The sequence below is a fragment of the Thalassospira sp. HF15 genome (assembly GCF_011806525.1).
Lineage (GTDB): Bacteria > Pseudomonadota > Alphaproteobacteria > Rhodospirillales > Thalassospiraceae > Thalassospira.
Genome location: NZ_JAAVKI010000003.1, coordinates 173,886 through 188,231 on the forward strand (window position 1 = coordinate 173,886; position 14,346 = coordinate 188,231).

The following is a 14,346-nucleotide window of genomic DNA, read 5'->3' on the forward strand; positions in this document are numbered from 1 at the left end:
ACCTATAGATCGAAGGATCACTAAAGCCCCCTCTTTTTAACCACAAAATAGTGTCGGGTAGCGAATAACGGCATCCACTTCGAAACTATGCCGTCCAAATCGGGATACCTACCATTTTTATGGATTAATCGGCGAAAAACGGGGTACTTGTCAAAAAATGGCAGTAGCAGAAACGGACTCAACACCCCAGTTGGGATGTCTTCAATTATATCTCCGCCTAAGTTATCAATAAGTGAGGTAGCTCGAGTTCGAGAAATCGGGAATATACCTGGGAAACCTCGCTTTCGGTAGTATCTTCGCCAGTAAAGCCAACCGAAATTCCAGACATTTCCAATATCAAGAATTACGATTCCGCCCGGCTTCACTACTCGCATCAACTCTGCGATAGCAGTATCTTGATCAGGCAATAGCAACAGAGTCGCGTAACTCCACGCGATATCAGCTGAAGAGTCCTTTACTGGTAACGAAGGAGCAGAAGCGCAAATTGCATGTAGTCGATGTACCGCATCCTTAGGAAGGGATATAGCATTTGCGCGATTATTCATCGCTACTAGCATACCTTCACTCAAATCTATGCAAAACGTATCACATTCGAATTTTAAAGCGGTATCAATCGCGTGACGCCCGTTGCCTCCCCCTACATCAACGGCACATCCTCCTTGTGGGGTGTATTTCTCAATTAAATGCCACTTCAGCCACTGAGGATACTCCTCGCCAATCTCAGTTTCATAATTAGTTGCTCGAGAATCGAAGTGTCTTTGGGAGTTGGTATTCAAGTCGCTGCTCCACCTTTACGACAATGCCTTAGCATTCCAAGCAAACCTTCAAGCAAAGGCCTGTGGCAAATCGACCCGCGGTAATACGGAAACAACTGTCCTCCAAACGATTTCTTGAAATCGTTCAACCCTTTTTGCTTTCCTTCGTGGACTGCAGGAAAAGCTTCGCCGCACTCAAGATACTCGACGCCTTGGGCCCGGAAATACCGTATAGCTGCCCACATGCCAAAATCATTTGCACAAAGCTTTAACGCATCGTCGCTACTGGCAACGGTCCAGTATAGTGCTGACCCCTTATAAACCAAGAAGTTCTGGATTGTCAGAACCCTGTTGTCATCTCGCACCACGACAGTTTTGCACATCTTTTGTCTGGAAATATTTTCGAAAATTTCCTTGAAATATGCTTGTCGATGGGGGGGAATTCCGTTTCGGCTGCATGTGACAAGATGCAGTCCATAATATGTTTCAAGTAAACTTTGGTCTGGTTCGATTATTTCAGCAATCAGCCCTGAGCGTTTAGCCTTGTTTATTTGCTTTCGGCTTCGGTGTTCGAGCCCTTCCCATAGCTTTTCATCTCCACCCTCGACAAAAAGTCTAAGCATCCAAGTTTGAGTCGACGCATCTTCTGCACCGAAATAACATAGCGGGTTGGGAAAGGGGCGGTGAATAGACCGTATTTCTGGACTTAAGGGGGCAACAGACAGATCCGTTCGCCGTATCCTTTGCTTTCTAGCCAGCCTCGCTATTGTGTCCAAAATACTTTCCTGAACTTTCTTCACTGAACGGCGAGGCAAATCTGGATCGAGCGCGGGACTTCCGGTGCTCTCAAAGTGACCTCCGAGAAGAGAGTTCAGTGATCGCGAGTGCACGAGCACAAGAGGGACGAGCGCAACAATTTTTTGCCCATTTGCAGCATCGCAAACACAAAAACTGAAATCTTCCGTGCGTTTCCAGGTTGCCCTAGCATCGAGCATTTCAGACCGGTGCCACGCCCAGGCAGCAGGAAAGCCATCAGCTGCAGCATCCCAAGCGGCCCTATCGCAATCCTTGCGTTGAACGATTTGGTACATTCAAATCCTCTTTTCCAATTCTGTTCTTTGAAAAGAGAACAACAACCCTACCATGAAGAAAAATATCAGGTGAATGTAGTGAAAACGGGTGACGCTCAAATCAACTGATTGAGCAACGAAAAGCGCGACCAAGGTTACAGAAATGCAACCCATAACTTTATCAATTCGGGAATTGCCATTGAGCTGCCGACTACCAACAAGAATAAAGCTTATCCACATAGCGACGAGCAAAGTTAGCCCAACAACGCCAGTTTCGATAACTGCGTTCATGAATACTGAATGTACAGCCATTTGCCCCGCACTAGCGCCAAACGAAACTTCAGCCCCAACACCGAACCCACCCCCGAAAGCCCAATTCCCCAAAGCAGCTTGAGATGCTTCAAGCAGGAACGGTCCTCTGATACTCGCGATAAGGGATTCTTGCTCAAAAACCCAAGCAGGTAGAATTGATAGCTGAAGCAAGTCTCCTTTCATCATCACGATCACGCTGGGAATGAGCAAAGCTGCTATCACCATCACGGCAACCAAGAACCTGTAATTGGCTACTCGAGATAAGAATAAATACAGGAAGCCTGACACCAAAATAAGCACCGCAGATCTTGAACCGGAGAGGATTACCCCGACAAGCATCAGTGCGAACAGAACTCTGCATGCTTTTGGAGCATCTTGCCTAATCCCCGCCAATAGCAACATGCATATTGCTGCCACCATTCCCAAACCATTCGGATTAGGGAAGAAACCTGAGAACCTTTGCAGTTTGACAAGCTCTCCGTCGATTAGAAAAAGTCTTTGTCCTAAAGTTTGTGAGAACTCCAAACCGAACAAGTAAATCGTTCCTCTTCTAGCCGGATATGTATTCCATAGATCGGCAAATAGGCCGATAACAGCGTAGACAACGCAAATTGTCGTGATCCCGGAAAGTCCAAGGACGAATCCTTTGACCACCGTTTCCGGCTTATCAACGAGCGCAGCAGCAAGATAAAGCATAACTGCCGGGAAAATCGCCAATATTGATCTCTTTAGGGTAAGTAAAGGGTATTCAGACCAGAATACTGAAGCACAAGCATAGATGCACCACAATCCCAGCAAGACAGTCGCCCGTTCTAGCAAAACAGTTTTCAAAGAAGAGATCTTTATAGTGGTTGCAAGTGTCAGGCCGACAAATCCCGCGACAAACACAATGAACTGCAACGCACCCGATAACTCAACGAACTGATAATCTATGCGAATGCGCATGAATGGTAGCAGAATAAGCAGCCCGACCAGAACCCCATACCAAAAATCTGGCACAGGATATCTTTTTTGAAGAAACCCACTCATCTACAGCAACTCATCAATCATTGAGCGAAACTTCGCTCCGACATTGGTAGACTGATACTCTTCAAGCAGTCTGATATTTTTCGTAGAGGGCGCTTTCCTATATGCAACCCACTTTTTCAAGGCGTCGGAGACTGCACTTACATCGCTGGGATCAGCAACCATACCTCCCAGCTTATTCACAACCGTTGTGATAACCCCTTCCCTGCTAAGTGCCAGGACAGGCTGACCACTGCCTATGTAGTCAACAAGCTTAGAAGGCAGATAAATGCTCTTACCCACACCGGGTGCATCCACAAGCACTAACAAATCGGCTTCCTGCATCTTTGATAACGCTTCAATATGAGGAAGTTGCCCCTCATATTTCACACGTTTTAAAGAAGTCTCAGGAAATCGGTGCGTCAAACTCTCGTAGGATTGATACCATGGCCCGTAAATCTCAAGAGTTAGATTCTGTCCATCGTCCATTTTCAATTGGTCGATCGCAGAGAAAAGTACATCAGGCGTTCTGGTTCCGTAGAACGATCCAAACAGCCTCAAAGTAAGGTTGTTATGATCAGGTTCTTTGTGGGCTCGGAACTTCTCATATAGCGCAGGGTCATAGGAATGCGGCACAACCGTGGACTTCCTATCCAGAGATGTTTGATGCACGTTGAAATGTTTCCGCATACCCTCGGTTGGAAAAACTAGGTGATCGGCAACATCCAAAACTTTCATTTCCTGTCGCTTGCTCCAACTGGAGAAAAATGGAATATCTGCTTGATGGTCCGCGTTCGACCAAGGATCTGAGAAACATGCAACCCAAGGGAGATCCGGATACCGTTTTTTTAGGGAGAGGCCTACAAGATGGGCGGAGTGATACTGTGAGCGGGTCACAAGACAATCGTAATGGCCTTCCAATATCAGCTTGTCTGCTTTCCGAAGTACTGCATGGTTGAGCAGCAGCCACCTATCCGGACGAAACGGCAAGCGAGAAAAACGACATATCTCTTGCAGAAGTTTTAGTCCAGAAACCCTGTATACACTGCCGTTGATCTCTTCGGCGTATCGCCCCATACTACAATCGAGGGCTGTTGATACTAGGCCATTTTCAAGTGATAGAACATCAACACGGCAGTCAGGCAAATTGCGCAGCAGCTTTGCTGTCACGACCCCTTCCGGGCTCACAGTCGGCGGATAGCAGTACCCAATAACAAGAATTCGGGGCGAACTACTCATAGCCATCATTTTGCCTTCTCAACCAAAGACAAGATTTCCCTGTCATCCAAGTGCAAAGACCGCCCAACTGACAATTTAGACAAGGCCGCAAGCACCTCTGGTTCGTTCGCTATATCTGCCGGATCGAAGTATAAGTTCAAAAGCAAGGGCACATTTTGCCCAAATAAGCGGGCGTATTCCGCTAGCTCGTCGATGAGTTTCTCCCTGCCAAGAGCATCTGGCGCAGACAGAAACCCCCAACTATCGATTAGCTGAGCCGGTTTATTCAAACAACCATTCAACGGAAGCTCTACCAAACTAGGTGCGACCGTATAAACTCCACCGCTGAGTGCACCTAAAACTGGGAGTGTCGAACTCGACACACGGTAACCCAAAGTATTCAAATACCGATACAAGCTTTCTAATTGCTTCAGGCTGTTGAATTCCCCGAAGTGGGGCGTTCTGAACACTTGCGGCGCCTCCCCTGTCAATTCTGTCAGAAGCTTATGACCAAGCCGGATGTCCTCTTTCCATACGTCCGCCAACACGTCACGATAAGTGAAGGTTGAAAATGGCTTACCCGTTTTTCGATCTACTTCCGCATGGCGGCGATAACCGTGATTGACAAACTTCGCGCCTAGATCAAGTAGTTTGCTGTACTCGTTCCAATTAGCTTCCAGAAGCTCTCCAGGGACTGCAAAGTCTGCAGTCATCCCGTGTTCATGCAAATATCTTTGCACATGAAGTGAGGCTTCGGCGTCCCTGCTTGTATCGCAATCGAAGGAAAGCAATAGAGTTGGCGTTTTTAAGCCAACTTGCTGCGCCCACTGAATAAGTTTTCTCTTGTAAGCACGCGGAAATATCCGGAACTTCGTCCTAGAGAGCAAAACGTTATATCTGTTTATCATATTAATATCGCGAACCGGTCAGCCTGAGGAGCGTAAATCCCAGTTTTCTCCCGGCTTCCAAATTACTTCACATCTCAAGGGAATGATAAACCTGACAGTATCCACGTGCCGACTGCAGAATTGAGAACTCCTCCTTGGCTCTAACCCTACCTGCACGCCCCATTGTGTCGGCAACTTCACGGTTTTCTATCAGGTATGACATGGCTTCGGCTAGCTTCTCAGGATTTCTGGACGGAACAACCATACCGGTCACCCCGTTTACAACCGCTTCAGGATTGCCTCCAACATCAGAAACAATCATTGGAATTCCAGCTGACATGCCTTCCAAAACAAAGTTTGAAAACCCTTCTTCATGCGACACCAACACCCCAACATCTGAGGCAGCTAGATATCTGTCGATGTTGGGTTGCTTCCCAACAAAATGCAACCGCGACCTGATAGAGTATTTTTCTGCAAGTTGTTCCATCTCGCCCTGTTTTCCTGCCCTATTGTCACCAATAATTATAAGGCACCAATCACAGTTCAGAGAATTGGTTGCTCCAAGAAGGCAACAAGCTTTGATGAGGTCCAGCCCTCCCTTGTAAGGCAAAAGATTTGCTACAAACAGAAACACAATCGTTTCTTTTCTTATTCCGAGCTCCTCTCTGACCGATTTAAGATCCGGGCTTGTTGTCTTTGTGAACTCCGGGACACCGTTATATATTAGACTCAGCTGCCTGCTCGAGACGAACTCTGTTTGTTTGAGTTCCTCAACCACCGCCTTCGAATTCGCTAATATTAACGACATCTTACCATGCAAGAATTGTTCAGTTTGACGAACCCATTTCGGATACTTGGTGAGATAACGGTTCAAACTCCGCCTGCTCATAACCTTCTTGGAAGAGTGGAGTAAAGAAATCGGTCCCAGAAGCAGATATGCTGCAGGCAAGAAAAAGTGAACTATGCGCGGATTTCGTGAAAATAAATAGTAAAGGAAAAACAAACAGGTCCAAACCGTCGTAACCGGCTTAAAAACCAGAGGAATATGCTTGGGCCACCCACTTATAGGCGGGGTCACAACCTTGATATTCTCTTCTCGCATTTTTTCAGCGAGTTCACCTGGACGTTCGAAACAAAAAACTTCAATGTCGAAACCTGCTTCGGCAATAGCAGGTAGCGTGCGCAGCAAGTGCGTTTCGGTACCGCCACGCTCAAGTGACCGAATAACAATCGAAATTTTTGTAGCATTAGCCATTCGGGCCAATCCGAAACACCATACGCACCGTTACATTTTCCGAGCAGCCAAGCACATGAGGCAAGTCGCGCTGCTTTCAATCCTAATACAGAAGTCCTAACCTACTTAGCGCAACTGCCCAATCAAAACTTTCCAATCAGAGATCGCGGACTGGGTTTTAAAAAACCAGCAACCAAATTACACACTAGAAAAATTTGATTTTATTTTCGTCGATAGAGCGCCAAACAAACTAACTGTCTGATCATCAATTGTCATCCGGGTATTAGTCTGGCAAATTCCACAAAGTTTCTTTGATTGACACAGGATGACCGGGTTGGATTACCAAACTGAAATTAATGGAGATGGGATCCGAGGCCTCAAGCCGCGCCTTATCTACTTTATTCAAAACTTTCGACGGAATCTACGTCCAGCAAGGAAACTAAAAGCAAGTAACTTTTCGACATCTTCACTATTCAGAACGCCGAATGCAATTCATGCTTGGTCACCGGGGCGCGGCTTATCGGAAGAGTTCATTATTCAGTATCTACCCAAACTCATTTTCGACAAGACCTCAACAAATCCGGAAGGCATTTCCATTCTTGATATAGGGTGTGGATCGGGCAGATCGGTCGAGCTTTTTAAAGAAGCCGGTTTAAACGGTAAATGGCATGGAACCGATATTGACCATCGTTTTGTTGAACGCGACAGCACCAAGTTTGTCACATCTTTCTCTCAAGGGGATATTCTCACTTCCGAGTGGGAACAAGAATTTGATCTGATCTATACTAATTCCGCACTTGAACACATCCCCTTCGCCCATGACTTTCCTAACAAAATAGGGAATTGGCTCAAACCCGGGGGCATGCAGGTCCATATCGTTCCTGCTCCAACTTCCCTGTTCTTGTATTTATGGCATGGGTGGCGCCAGTATAGCCTCAGAAGAATTGAGGAGGAGTTCCAGGATAGCAATATCGAAGTTTTCCCGATTGGAGGCTTTTTCACCTCTGCCCTACAGTTTTTCTTCATTACTTTCTGGGAAAACATCCTCAGAATTTCTATAAGAGAAAAATTCAAAAAGACATATAAATGGCTGTTATTTAGAGCAATAAGAGCCGATCGGCATGCTCCAATTTTTCCGGTCTTTTATGTCGTGATTGCCACAAATGATCCAGCACATACAAAAAACAACAGAGTTTCATGATGAGAGCCGACTATTCAACCAAGTCTGATCCAAGCCTTAATGAAGAAGACCGGCTTGACAATCATTGGACAAAAAACTGGAACAAGATTGATAATCAACGACGCGCACAATGGCGTATAAAAGTAAGGCCAGAGTACAAGGTTGTCAGAAAATACGCACCGCCCCCCGGAGAAAATATAAGAGTTCTTGATGGTGGGTGTGGGCTTGGTGAATGGTGCATCTTACTTAAGGACTTAGGCTACGAGCCTTACGGCCTTGACTTGAGCACACCTACCGTTCAAGAACTTCGTTCCGAATTCCCCGACATGCACTTCGTGCGCGAAGATATTCGCAAGACTTCTTTTGAGGACAACTTCTTTGATCTCTACATTTCCTGGGGAACTTTCGAACATTTTGAAAATGGTCTACAGGATTGTTTTGAAGAGGCATATCGTGTTTTGAAACCTGGTGGCACACTGATCATCAGTGTGCCATTCTACAATCACCGTTTGAGAGAAATTGATGAAAAGAACGGTGTTCCAGTTAAAGATGAAGCTGTCAACGAGTTCTATCAGTGGCGTCTTGAGCCTGATGAATTGGCGAACCAGTTCAAAATCGGCGGCTTCGACACCAAACATATTGAACCGATTTATACGCGCGAGGGGCTGAACCGGCATATGCATCACGCATATGGTGTTCCCTATGGCAAACTTAGCCGCCTGTCGGCGCTGGCGCTGTCTCCTTTCGCAGACCCACATAAATATGCGCATATGCTGATCGGTGTTGGTCAAAAGGTCTAACACACCCTCTTTTGATCAAGCTTTTATGCTCTTCTTCAGGGCCCGGCCATAATTTTCAGGCCGGGCTTGTTTGCTTGCCAACTCATGCTGCCTCACCTCGCCATAGCAGCAAACCCCCGACGCTTAACCAACCTAAAAGGACGGTCCCATTTCATCCTTAAGCGTTTCGGTGATGATATAGGTGCGATACCAGACGATATTGTCATCGGCATCAAACAGGGTTTCGCACAGGGCGGTATATTCGGCCATGTCGCGCATCTGAAGGATCATCACCCCGGTCACCTCGCCGGTGACGACATGGCACTGGCGCACAGCATCCAGTTCACGGACCTTGCGGATGAAGTCCTGGCGGAACTGATTGCCGTGGCGATGAAATTCAAGATTGATCACCGCCCCAAGCGGTCGCCCGACTTGGCCCGGGTCAATCACCGCGACGGTTTTGCGGATCACCCCGGATTGCCGTAACTTGGCGACCCGACGCAAACAGGCCGAGGGGGACAAACCAATGCGGTCCGCCAGCTCTGCATTGGGGATATCGGCGTTTTCCTGCAAGTGACGCAGGATTTTGGTATCGATCTGGTCCAGTTCTGGCACTTCTACGCAACTCCACAGCGTCAACAGGAAAAAAACGCTTCCATATTGCACGAAGTTACCTAAATACGCTGCACCAAAATCGAAAACACGTGGCATGATCGCGGCGTTCGACCAATTTATCTGCGCTCACCACCAACGCCTGAAGCACCACCTTTAAAACCAATACGGAATGCCGCCCCATGCATCGCTATGCCTTTGATCTGATCAACCGCAGCCAGAAACTGTTCATCACCCTGATCAAGGTGATGTTGCCGGTAATGGTGATTGTCCGGATTGCCGAGGAGTTCGGGGCGGTTGACCTGGTATCAGAATGGCTGACACCGGTCATGGCGCTGATTGGCCTGCCGCCGGAAGCCGGGCTGATCTGGGCGACCTGTGTTTTGGTCAGCATGTATGGTGCGGTCGGCGCCTTTGTCGGGCTGGCGGCCCATCTGGATATGACGGGCGCACAGTTGAGCGCGCTGTGTGCGATGATGCTGTTTGCCCATGGCCTGCCGGTCGAACAGGCGATTGTCAAACGGGCCGGGGCGAGCTTCTGGGCGACCACCGGCCTTCGCGTGGGTGCCGCAATTGGTTATGCCGCCCTGGTAACCTGGGTGAGTGATTTGACCGGCTGGCTATCCGAGCCGGTTGATTTTTCCTGGATGGTCGGGGGTGAAACTGCAAATGCCACCGCTGGTCTGGCCGGCTGGATGGAGTGGTCCATTCAGATGGTCAAATCGCTTGTCGTGACCTTTGGCGTGATTGTCGGGTTGTTGATCCTGCTCGATATTTTGGAAAAAACCGGGATCACCGCGCGCATCACACAGGCCATGATGCCGATCCTGCGCATTTCGGGCATTTCGCGCGACGTGGCACCTGTGACCACCATTGGTGTCTTGCTCGGTATCACCTATGGCGGGGCGCTGATCATTGATGAGGCACGCAAGAACAATTACCCCAAACGCACGCTTTTCCTGTCGCTCAGCTGGTTGTCGCTGTCACATTCGCTGATCGAGGATACGGCGATCATGCTCGCACTTGGTGCGGATATCTGGGTGGTGCTGGTGGGCCGGGTCGTCTTGACACTGATCATCATTGCGCTTCTGGCCCGCCTGACCCTGCGCTGGGCGCCAGAGCGCGCACAACTTGCCACCGAAACTGCCGATTAGCGCAAAGACGTCAGTTCTTCTTCGCCAGCCAGTCGACAACCGGCTTCCATGTGGATTTCTCCGCACGCGATCCGACCATCATGCCGATGTGACCGGCAGAAGGATGGAGTTCCTCGCGGATATCCTCGGGGCAGGCTTCAAACAGGGCCTGTGCGCTTTCGGGCGGGACGATACGGTCATTTTCCGGAATGACGGTCAGCACCGGGCAAGACAAATCTGCCGGGGTGATATCAATGCCATCAATCTGCCATTGGCCCTTGGCCGGGCGGTTTTCGACATACCAGCCAATCAGGCAGTCGACCGCAACGCGTCGCGGCAAGGGCACACCATCATTGAGCCAGTCTTCAAGGGCGACAAAATCCTGTGCCCTGGCAGAATCCATTGCCATCGCCTGAAAGCGTCGGAATTTTTCGCCCATCATGAAGGGATCAAGGCTGGCAAACAGGCTTTGCAATACGTCCACAGGAAGCGTGTCATGAATGGCCAGCATCTGTGGCAAGGAGGGCGCAAAGGCGGCAGCAATGCGTGACTGGGTCGGGCCGGCTGCCATGAAGTCCCACGGGGTTGCCAGCAGAACAAGCTTTGACACCTGTGCCGGATCGAGAAGCGTAGCGGCCAAGGCCAGCACACCGCCCATGCAATAGCCGATCATCGGTACTGGTCCGCCATTCATATCCGCGACGTCCTGAAGGATCGTCACCAAGCGGCCAGCAACATAATCATCAAGGCCAAAGTTGGCTTCGTCCATACCGGGATAGCCCCACTCAACCAGAAGCGGTCGATAGCCACATTTGGCAAGATAACGGGCAAAGCTTCGCTTTTCATTGAGATCAAGGATGTAGCCGCGGTTCACCAGCGACGGGACAAGCAAAACGATCTCGCCGGTCTCATCGCCCTTGGTGTCAGCAGTCGGGCCATAGTCATAGACCCGTGTCGATCCCTCTTCCCAGAGGATCGGGATATCCTTGCGGTCCTCATCGCGTGGACGGCGATAGGGATGGCGTTGATAAGCGCGCACCCCGTCATGGAATCCCGCGTGACGGTCAAAGGCGACACGATCAAGCGCCTGAGCGACATCGTCGGGATGAAAGGCCTCCATCTCAGCCAGAAGTGTTTCCGCCTTCTCCTTCAGTTCCGGCTTCCAGGGCAGCAATTGTTTCAGAAAGATCGGCAATGCGGCGCGCGAGCTGAGCCAGCTCGTCATCTCGACTGCCAGATGCATCGGAAGCGGCCTTGGCCCCGCCCGTTTCTGGTTTTCCCGCTTTGGCGGACGTGGCTTTTGATTTGGCGGACTGATCATTCTTCCCCTGCCCCTTTGCAGCATTTTTTGCAGCACGTTTGGTCTTGGAAGTCTTTTTCGGCTTATCGGCGGCGGCTGTTTCCGCGCTGTCTTGTTCGGATGCCTTCCCGGCAGCACCGGCGGCATTGGCATTCGCGGCGTCGGCACCGGCAGTGGTTGTAGACGGTTTTGGTCCCATCCCGGTCATGCCCGCCATGGCCGACATATCCGGCGCAAATGGCATGCCCGCGAATGGGGATGCCGGCAATTCGCGCGCGGCCTTTGCCATCTGATCCATCATCGCCTGTAACGGGTTGGCGGCAGCCATGGCATCCCCCATCGGGTTGCCGACCGCAGCGGACGGGTGCTGGCCCATGGCCATCTGGCCGATCAGCTTGCCCCAGGCTTCGAACCCTTCGCCCATGCGGGTGGTATCAGCCCCAAGAGAGGCATAAAGACGCCCGATGGCACTGGCAGCGTGCGCGCCGTCTGCAGTTGCTGCGACCTGTTCACGCCAGAGTTCGAGAAACTGGCGCGCAAGCTGTTCAAGCCGTTCGTCATCCGGGTCTGAAAACCCGGCCCCTGTTTCTTCGGGTTGGTCCGGGCCGTTTGTCCGCTTGGCCATCGGCGATACCTTCATTATTGCTTGATGCAAAGCATATTTGCTCGGCAACACTATAGAATGTTGGCGGGCATGGGAAAACGAATTCCCGTGCTGTGCTGCAGCAAACTGTATCCAAAGTTGTTTTTCGCACTGCACTTCACGTTGAATACTGGACACATTGGAAAATTCGCGGCACTCTCTTGGTCTTCTGAGCGAATGCAAAATCGAAAATGCTGCGCAACATCGTAAATGCACAACGTGATTTGCCGGGGCGCAAAGCAGGTGGACAGACACCACCGGGAAGTTCGCCAGACAAACGTCCGGGAAACAGGGAAGCAGGAAAGACGCCATGACCAACAAGAAATCAGATGATCAGGATCGCATCATTATCAAGAAATATGCGAACCGCCGCCTCTACAACACGGCGACCAGTTCCTATGTGACGCTTGATCACCTTTCGCAGATGGTCAAAGACAATACCGACTTTGTTGTCTATGACGCGAAATCGGGCGAAGACATCACCCGCCCGGTCCTTACCCAGATTATTGTCGAGGAAGAAAACAAGGGGCAGAACCTTCTGCCGATCAGCTTCCTTCGCCAATTGATTGGCTTCTATGGTGACAGCCTTCAGGGACTGGTGCCGAGCTATCTTGAACAGGCGATGCGCGCCTTTGGCCATAATCAGGAACAGATGCGCGAATACATGCAGGGTACCATGCAGGGCATGTTCCCGTTTGGCCAGTTCGAGGAAATGAACAAGCAGAACATCGCGCTGTTTGAACAGACGATGAAAATGTTCTCGCCCTTCATGCAGGATGAAAACGGCGAACCAACCGGTGACGGTCCGAAAAAGCCGACAGCACCCGCAGGCGCAAAACCGGATGCCTCATTGGATGAGCTTAAAAGCCAGCTTGAAGCAATGCAGGCACAGCTCAACAACCTTGCCGGCGGTAAATCCGACAAATAAGACACCCCGCCCACATCCCGGGGATCACGGTCAAAAAGGCGAAGCCACCAGAAGTGCTTCGCCTTTTTTCATGCCCGCACGTCATGCGCACGCACCAGGGCAAATGATGGCCCCTCCGCGCGGCACCAATCCTGCATAAACCTTTCGTTAACTTTTTTAGAACGCCCGGCACCGCCGACAGGCGGCAATTTTTGCCGGGTTACTGCCATGTCCACATACCGAAACACACGGAGTCCCGAAATACACAGGCAACAATGACCCAATAGACCGAAAAACTTATGACCGCGATCACACCGATTTCCATGCCCCCGGCCCGCAGGACAGAAACTGCGAGCAGTGGAACCGATGGTCCTGCCGGGATCGGAATCGATCAACTTGCGCAAATTTCGCCTGTGGAAAAAATTGCGCAAGATGGTGGCGCGTGGCTGCAACCCCATGATCTTGGGGGCAGTGCAGCATTTTGGACCCAGCTTTTAGGTCAGCTCCTGCCTCAGGAAAACCTTTTGCAACCGCCGGTCATTCAGTCCGCGCATGCCAGCTATGCGCATCATCACAAACCAGACAGCGTAGAAACGAACGTCTTTTTTTCGCCTTCTACACTAGACAAAGACAGTAAAATTGACCTATATAGCTAGCTTCTGGCGGAAAGCTGCAATGATTATCTGACCAATGTTCAGGTACAAGTCATCACATTTCAGAGCCTTAAAGGTGCTGAAATGGGAATGATAAATCGGGAAAAATAACAAGCCCGACAGCATCCGAAGTGGGGAATAATAACTGGCGGTTGATAACGGATTATAACATGACTGAGAATGCTCAAAACGAAGAACCGAAACGCGCAAACCGCGCCACTGACACTGACCGTTATGTTGGTCAGCGTATCCGCGAACGTCGCATCATGCTGGGCCTTTCCCAGCAGCAGATGGCAGACCTGATTGGCGTCACCTATCAGCAGGCTCACAAATACGAGCGCGGCATTAACCGCATCTCTGCTGGTCGCCTTTACGAGATCTCCCAGGTACTTGGCGTTCCGGTAAGCTATTTCTATGAAGGCCTCGAAGGCAATCAGGAAACCGAGCTTAACGCGCGTCAGCGTATGTGCCTCGAACTTGCGCGTAACTTCGCAAGCATCAAGCACGAGAAGCATCAGGAAGCACTGAGCCAGATGGCCCGTGCCCTTGCCGATCAGGCTGCTTAAGTCCGCTTAACCGGACGATAGTGCCACCGCAAAAAAGGCTGCTCTTCGAAATGAAGGGCGGCCTTTTTTATGCTGTATCGCGATTTGCAGGG

15 protein-coding genes are annotated in these 14,346 nt (G+C 50.2%); 6 read left to right on the forward strand and 9 right to left on the reverse strand.

Annotation, left to right across the window (positions count from 1 at the left end):
- Nucleotides 1-20: 20 nt before the first annotated feature.
- The 6 genes from HED22_RS07355 to HED22_RS07380 form a co-directional block, all read right to left on the reverse strand.
- Nucleotides 21-776 (reverse strand): class I SAM-dependent methyltransferase, encoded by a 756-nt coding sequence (locus HED22_RS07355; RefSeq protein ID WP_167720700.1) that lies wholly within the window; start codon nucleotides 774-776, stop codon nucleotides 21-23.
- The gene (locus HED22_RS07360; RefSeq protein WP_167720702.1) at nucleotides 773-1,846 is read right to left on the reverse strand and encodes a GNAT family N-acetyltransferase; all 1,074 of its coding nucleotides are present in this window, start codon (nucleotides 1,844-1,846) and stop codon (nucleotides 773-775) included. Before HED22_RS07360 ends, HED22_RS07355 begins: the two co-directional genes overlap by 4 nt.
- Nucleotides 1,847-3,166 carry an O-antigen ligase family protein gene (locus HED22_RS07365; protein WP_167720704.1) on the reverse strand — a complete coding sequence of 440 codons (1,320 nt, stop codon included), beginning with the start codon at nucleotides 3,164-3,166 and terminating at the stop codon, nucleotides 1,847-1,849.
- A complete protein-coding gene (locus tag HED22_RS07370; RefSeq protein ID WP_167720707.1) occupies nucleotides 3,167-4,312 on the reverse strand; it encodes a glycosyltransferase in 1,146 nt (381 codons plus the stop codon).
- A 74-nt stretch (nucleotides 4,313-4,386) separates the two neighbouring features.
- Entirely contained in the window at nucleotides 4,387-5,268 is an 882-nt protein-coding gene (locus HED22_RS07375; RefSeq protein WP_167720708.1) for a polysaccharide deacetylase family protein, read from the reverse strand.
- Between the two features lie 67 nt (nucleotides 5,269-5,335).
- Complete coding sequence (locus tag HED22_RS07380; RefSeq protein ID WP_167720710.1) at nucleotides 5,336-6,502, reverse strand: glycosyltransferase; 1,167 nt, start codon at nucleotides 6,500-6,502, stop codon at nucleotides 5,336-5,338.
- 313 nt (nucleotides 6,503-6,815) lie between these two features.
- Between HED22_RS07380 and HED22_RS07385 the strand changes: the two genes are divergently transcribed.
- Nucleotides 6,816-7,682, forward strand: coding sequence for a trans-aconitate 2-methyltransferase (locus HED22_RS07385; protein ID WP_167720712.1), 867 nt, complete (start codon nucleotides 6,816-6,818; stop codon nucleotides 7,680-7,682).
- Nucleotides 7,682-8,461 (forward strand): class I SAM-dependent methyltransferase, encoded by a 780-nt coding sequence (locus HED22_RS07390; protein WP_167720714.1) that lies wholly within the window; start codon nucleotides 7,682-7,684, stop codon nucleotides 8,459-8,461. Before HED22_RS07385 ends, HED22_RS07390 begins: the two co-directional genes overlap by 1 nt.
- 132 nt (nucleotides 8,462-8,593) lie before the next feature.
- Here HED22_RS07390 and HED22_RS07395 read toward each other — a convergent pair whose 3' ends face one another.
- Nucleotides 8,594-9,055: an Lrp/AsnC family transcriptional regulator gene (locus tag HED22_RS07395; RefSeq protein ID WP_368484485.1), complete on the reverse strand. Its 462-nt coding sequence runs from the start codon at nucleotides 9,053-9,055 to the stop codon at nucleotides 8,594-8,596.
- 179 nt (nucleotides 9,056-9,234) lie between these two features.
- On the opposite strand from HED22_RS07395, the gene HED22_RS07400 reads away from it, so the two are divergent.
- Nucleotides 9,235-10,206 carry a nucleoside recognition domain-containing protein gene (locus HED22_RS07400; protein ID WP_167720719.1) on the forward strand — a complete coding sequence of 324 codons (972 nt, stop codon included), beginning with the start codon at nucleotides 9,235-9,237 and terminating at the stop codon, nucleotides 10,204-10,206.
- A gap of 10 nt (nucleotides 10,207-10,216) precedes the next feature.
- Here the strand turns inward: HED22_RS07400 and HED22_RS07405 are convergent, their stop codons facing one another.
- Both HED22_RS07405 and HED22_RS07410 read right to left on the reverse strand, forming a co-directional pair.
- Nucleotides 10,217-11,410 (reverse strand): alpha/beta fold hydrolase, encoded by a 1,194-nt coding sequence (locus HED22_RS07405; protein ID WP_254869828.1) that lies wholly within the window; start codon nucleotides 11,408-11,410, stop codon nucleotides 10,217-10,219.
- The gene (locus HED22_RS07410) at nucleotides 11,307-12,110 is read right to left on the reverse strand and encodes a hypothetical protein (protein WP_167720721.1); all 804 of its coding nucleotides are present in this window, start codon (nucleotides 12,108-12,110) and stop codon (nucleotides 11,307-11,309) included. The genes HED22_RS07405 and HED22_RS07410 overlap by 104 nt, the downstream gene beginning before the upstream one ends.
- A 328-nt stretch (nucleotides 12,111-12,438) precedes the next feature.
- On the opposite strand from HED22_RS07410, the gene phaR reads away from it, so the two are divergent.
- From phaR to HED22_RS07425, 3 genes are all read left to right on the forward strand, one after another.
- Nucleotides 12,439-13,056, forward strand: a complete 618-nt coding sequence (gene phaR / locus HED22_RS07415; RefSeq protein WP_167720723.1) for a polyhydroxyalkanoate synthesis repressor PhaR — start codon at nucleotides 12,439-12,441, stop codon at nucleotides 13,054-13,056.
- Nucleotides 13,057-13,334: 278 nt separating this feature from the next.
- Nucleotides 13,335-13,691 carry a hypothetical protein gene (locus tag HED22_RS07420; RefSeq protein WP_167720725.1) on the forward strand — a complete coding sequence of 119 codons (357 nt, stop codon included), beginning with the start codon at nucleotides 13,335-13,337 and terminating at the stop codon, nucleotides 13,689-13,691.
- Between the two features lie 167 nt (nucleotides 13,692-13,858).
- The gene (locus tag HED22_RS07425) at nucleotides 13,859-14,254 is read left to right on the forward strand and encodes a helix-turn-helix domain-containing protein (protein WP_062956477.1); all 396 of its coding nucleotides are present in this window, start codon (nucleotides 13,859-13,861) and stop codon (nucleotides 14,252-14,254) included.
- The last annotated feature ends 92 nt before the right edge of the window (nucleotides 14,255-14,346 follow it).

Excerpts from the sequence above, each read along its gene's own strand:
- HED22_RS07360 (WP_167720702.1), bottom strand. The coding sequence starts at position 1,846 with ATGTACCAAATCGTTCAACGCAAGGATTGCGATAGGGCCGCTTGGGAT.
- HED22_RS07365 (WP_167720704.1), bottom strand. The coding sequence starts at position 3,166 with ATGAGTGGGTTTCTTCAAAAAAGATATCCTGTGCCAGATTTTTGGTAT.
- HED22_RS07375 (WP_167720708.1), bottom strand. The coding sequence starts at position 5,268 with ATGATAAACAGATATAACGTTTTGCTCTCTAGGACGAAGTTCCGGATA.
- HED22_RS07380 (WP_167720710.1), bottom strand. The coding sequence starts at position 6,502 with ATGGCTAATGCTACAAAAATTTCGATTGTTATTCGGTCACTTGAGCGT.
- HED22_RS07390 (WP_167720714.1), top strand. The coding sequence starts at position 7,682 with ATGAGAGCCGACTATTCAACCAAGTCTGATCCAAGCCTTAATGAAGAA.
- HED22_RS07400 (WP_167720719.1), top strand. The coding sequence starts at position 9,235 with ATGCATCGCTATGCCTTTGATCTGATCAACCGCAGCCAGAAACTGTTC.
- HED22_RS07405 (WP_254869828.1), bottom strand. The coding sequence starts at position 11,410 with ATGACGAGCTGGCTCAGCTCGCGCGCCGCATTGCCGATCTTTCTGAAA.
- HED22_RS07410 (WP_167720721.1), bottom strand. The coding sequence starts at position 12,110 with ATGGCCAAGCGGACAAACGGCCCGGACCAACCCGAAGAAACAGGGGCC.
- phaR (WP_167720723.1), top strand. The coding sequence starts at position 12,439 with ATGACCAACAAGAAATCAGATGATCAGGATCGCATCATTATCAAGAAA.
- HED22_RS07420 (WP_167720725.1), top strand. The coding sequence starts at position 13,335 with ATGACCGCGATCACACCGATTTCCATGCCCCCGGCCCGCAGGACAGAA.
- HED22_RS07425 (WP_062956477.1), top strand. The coding sequence starts at position 13,859 with ATGACTGAGAATGCTCAAAACGAAGAACCGAAACGCGCAAACCGCGCC.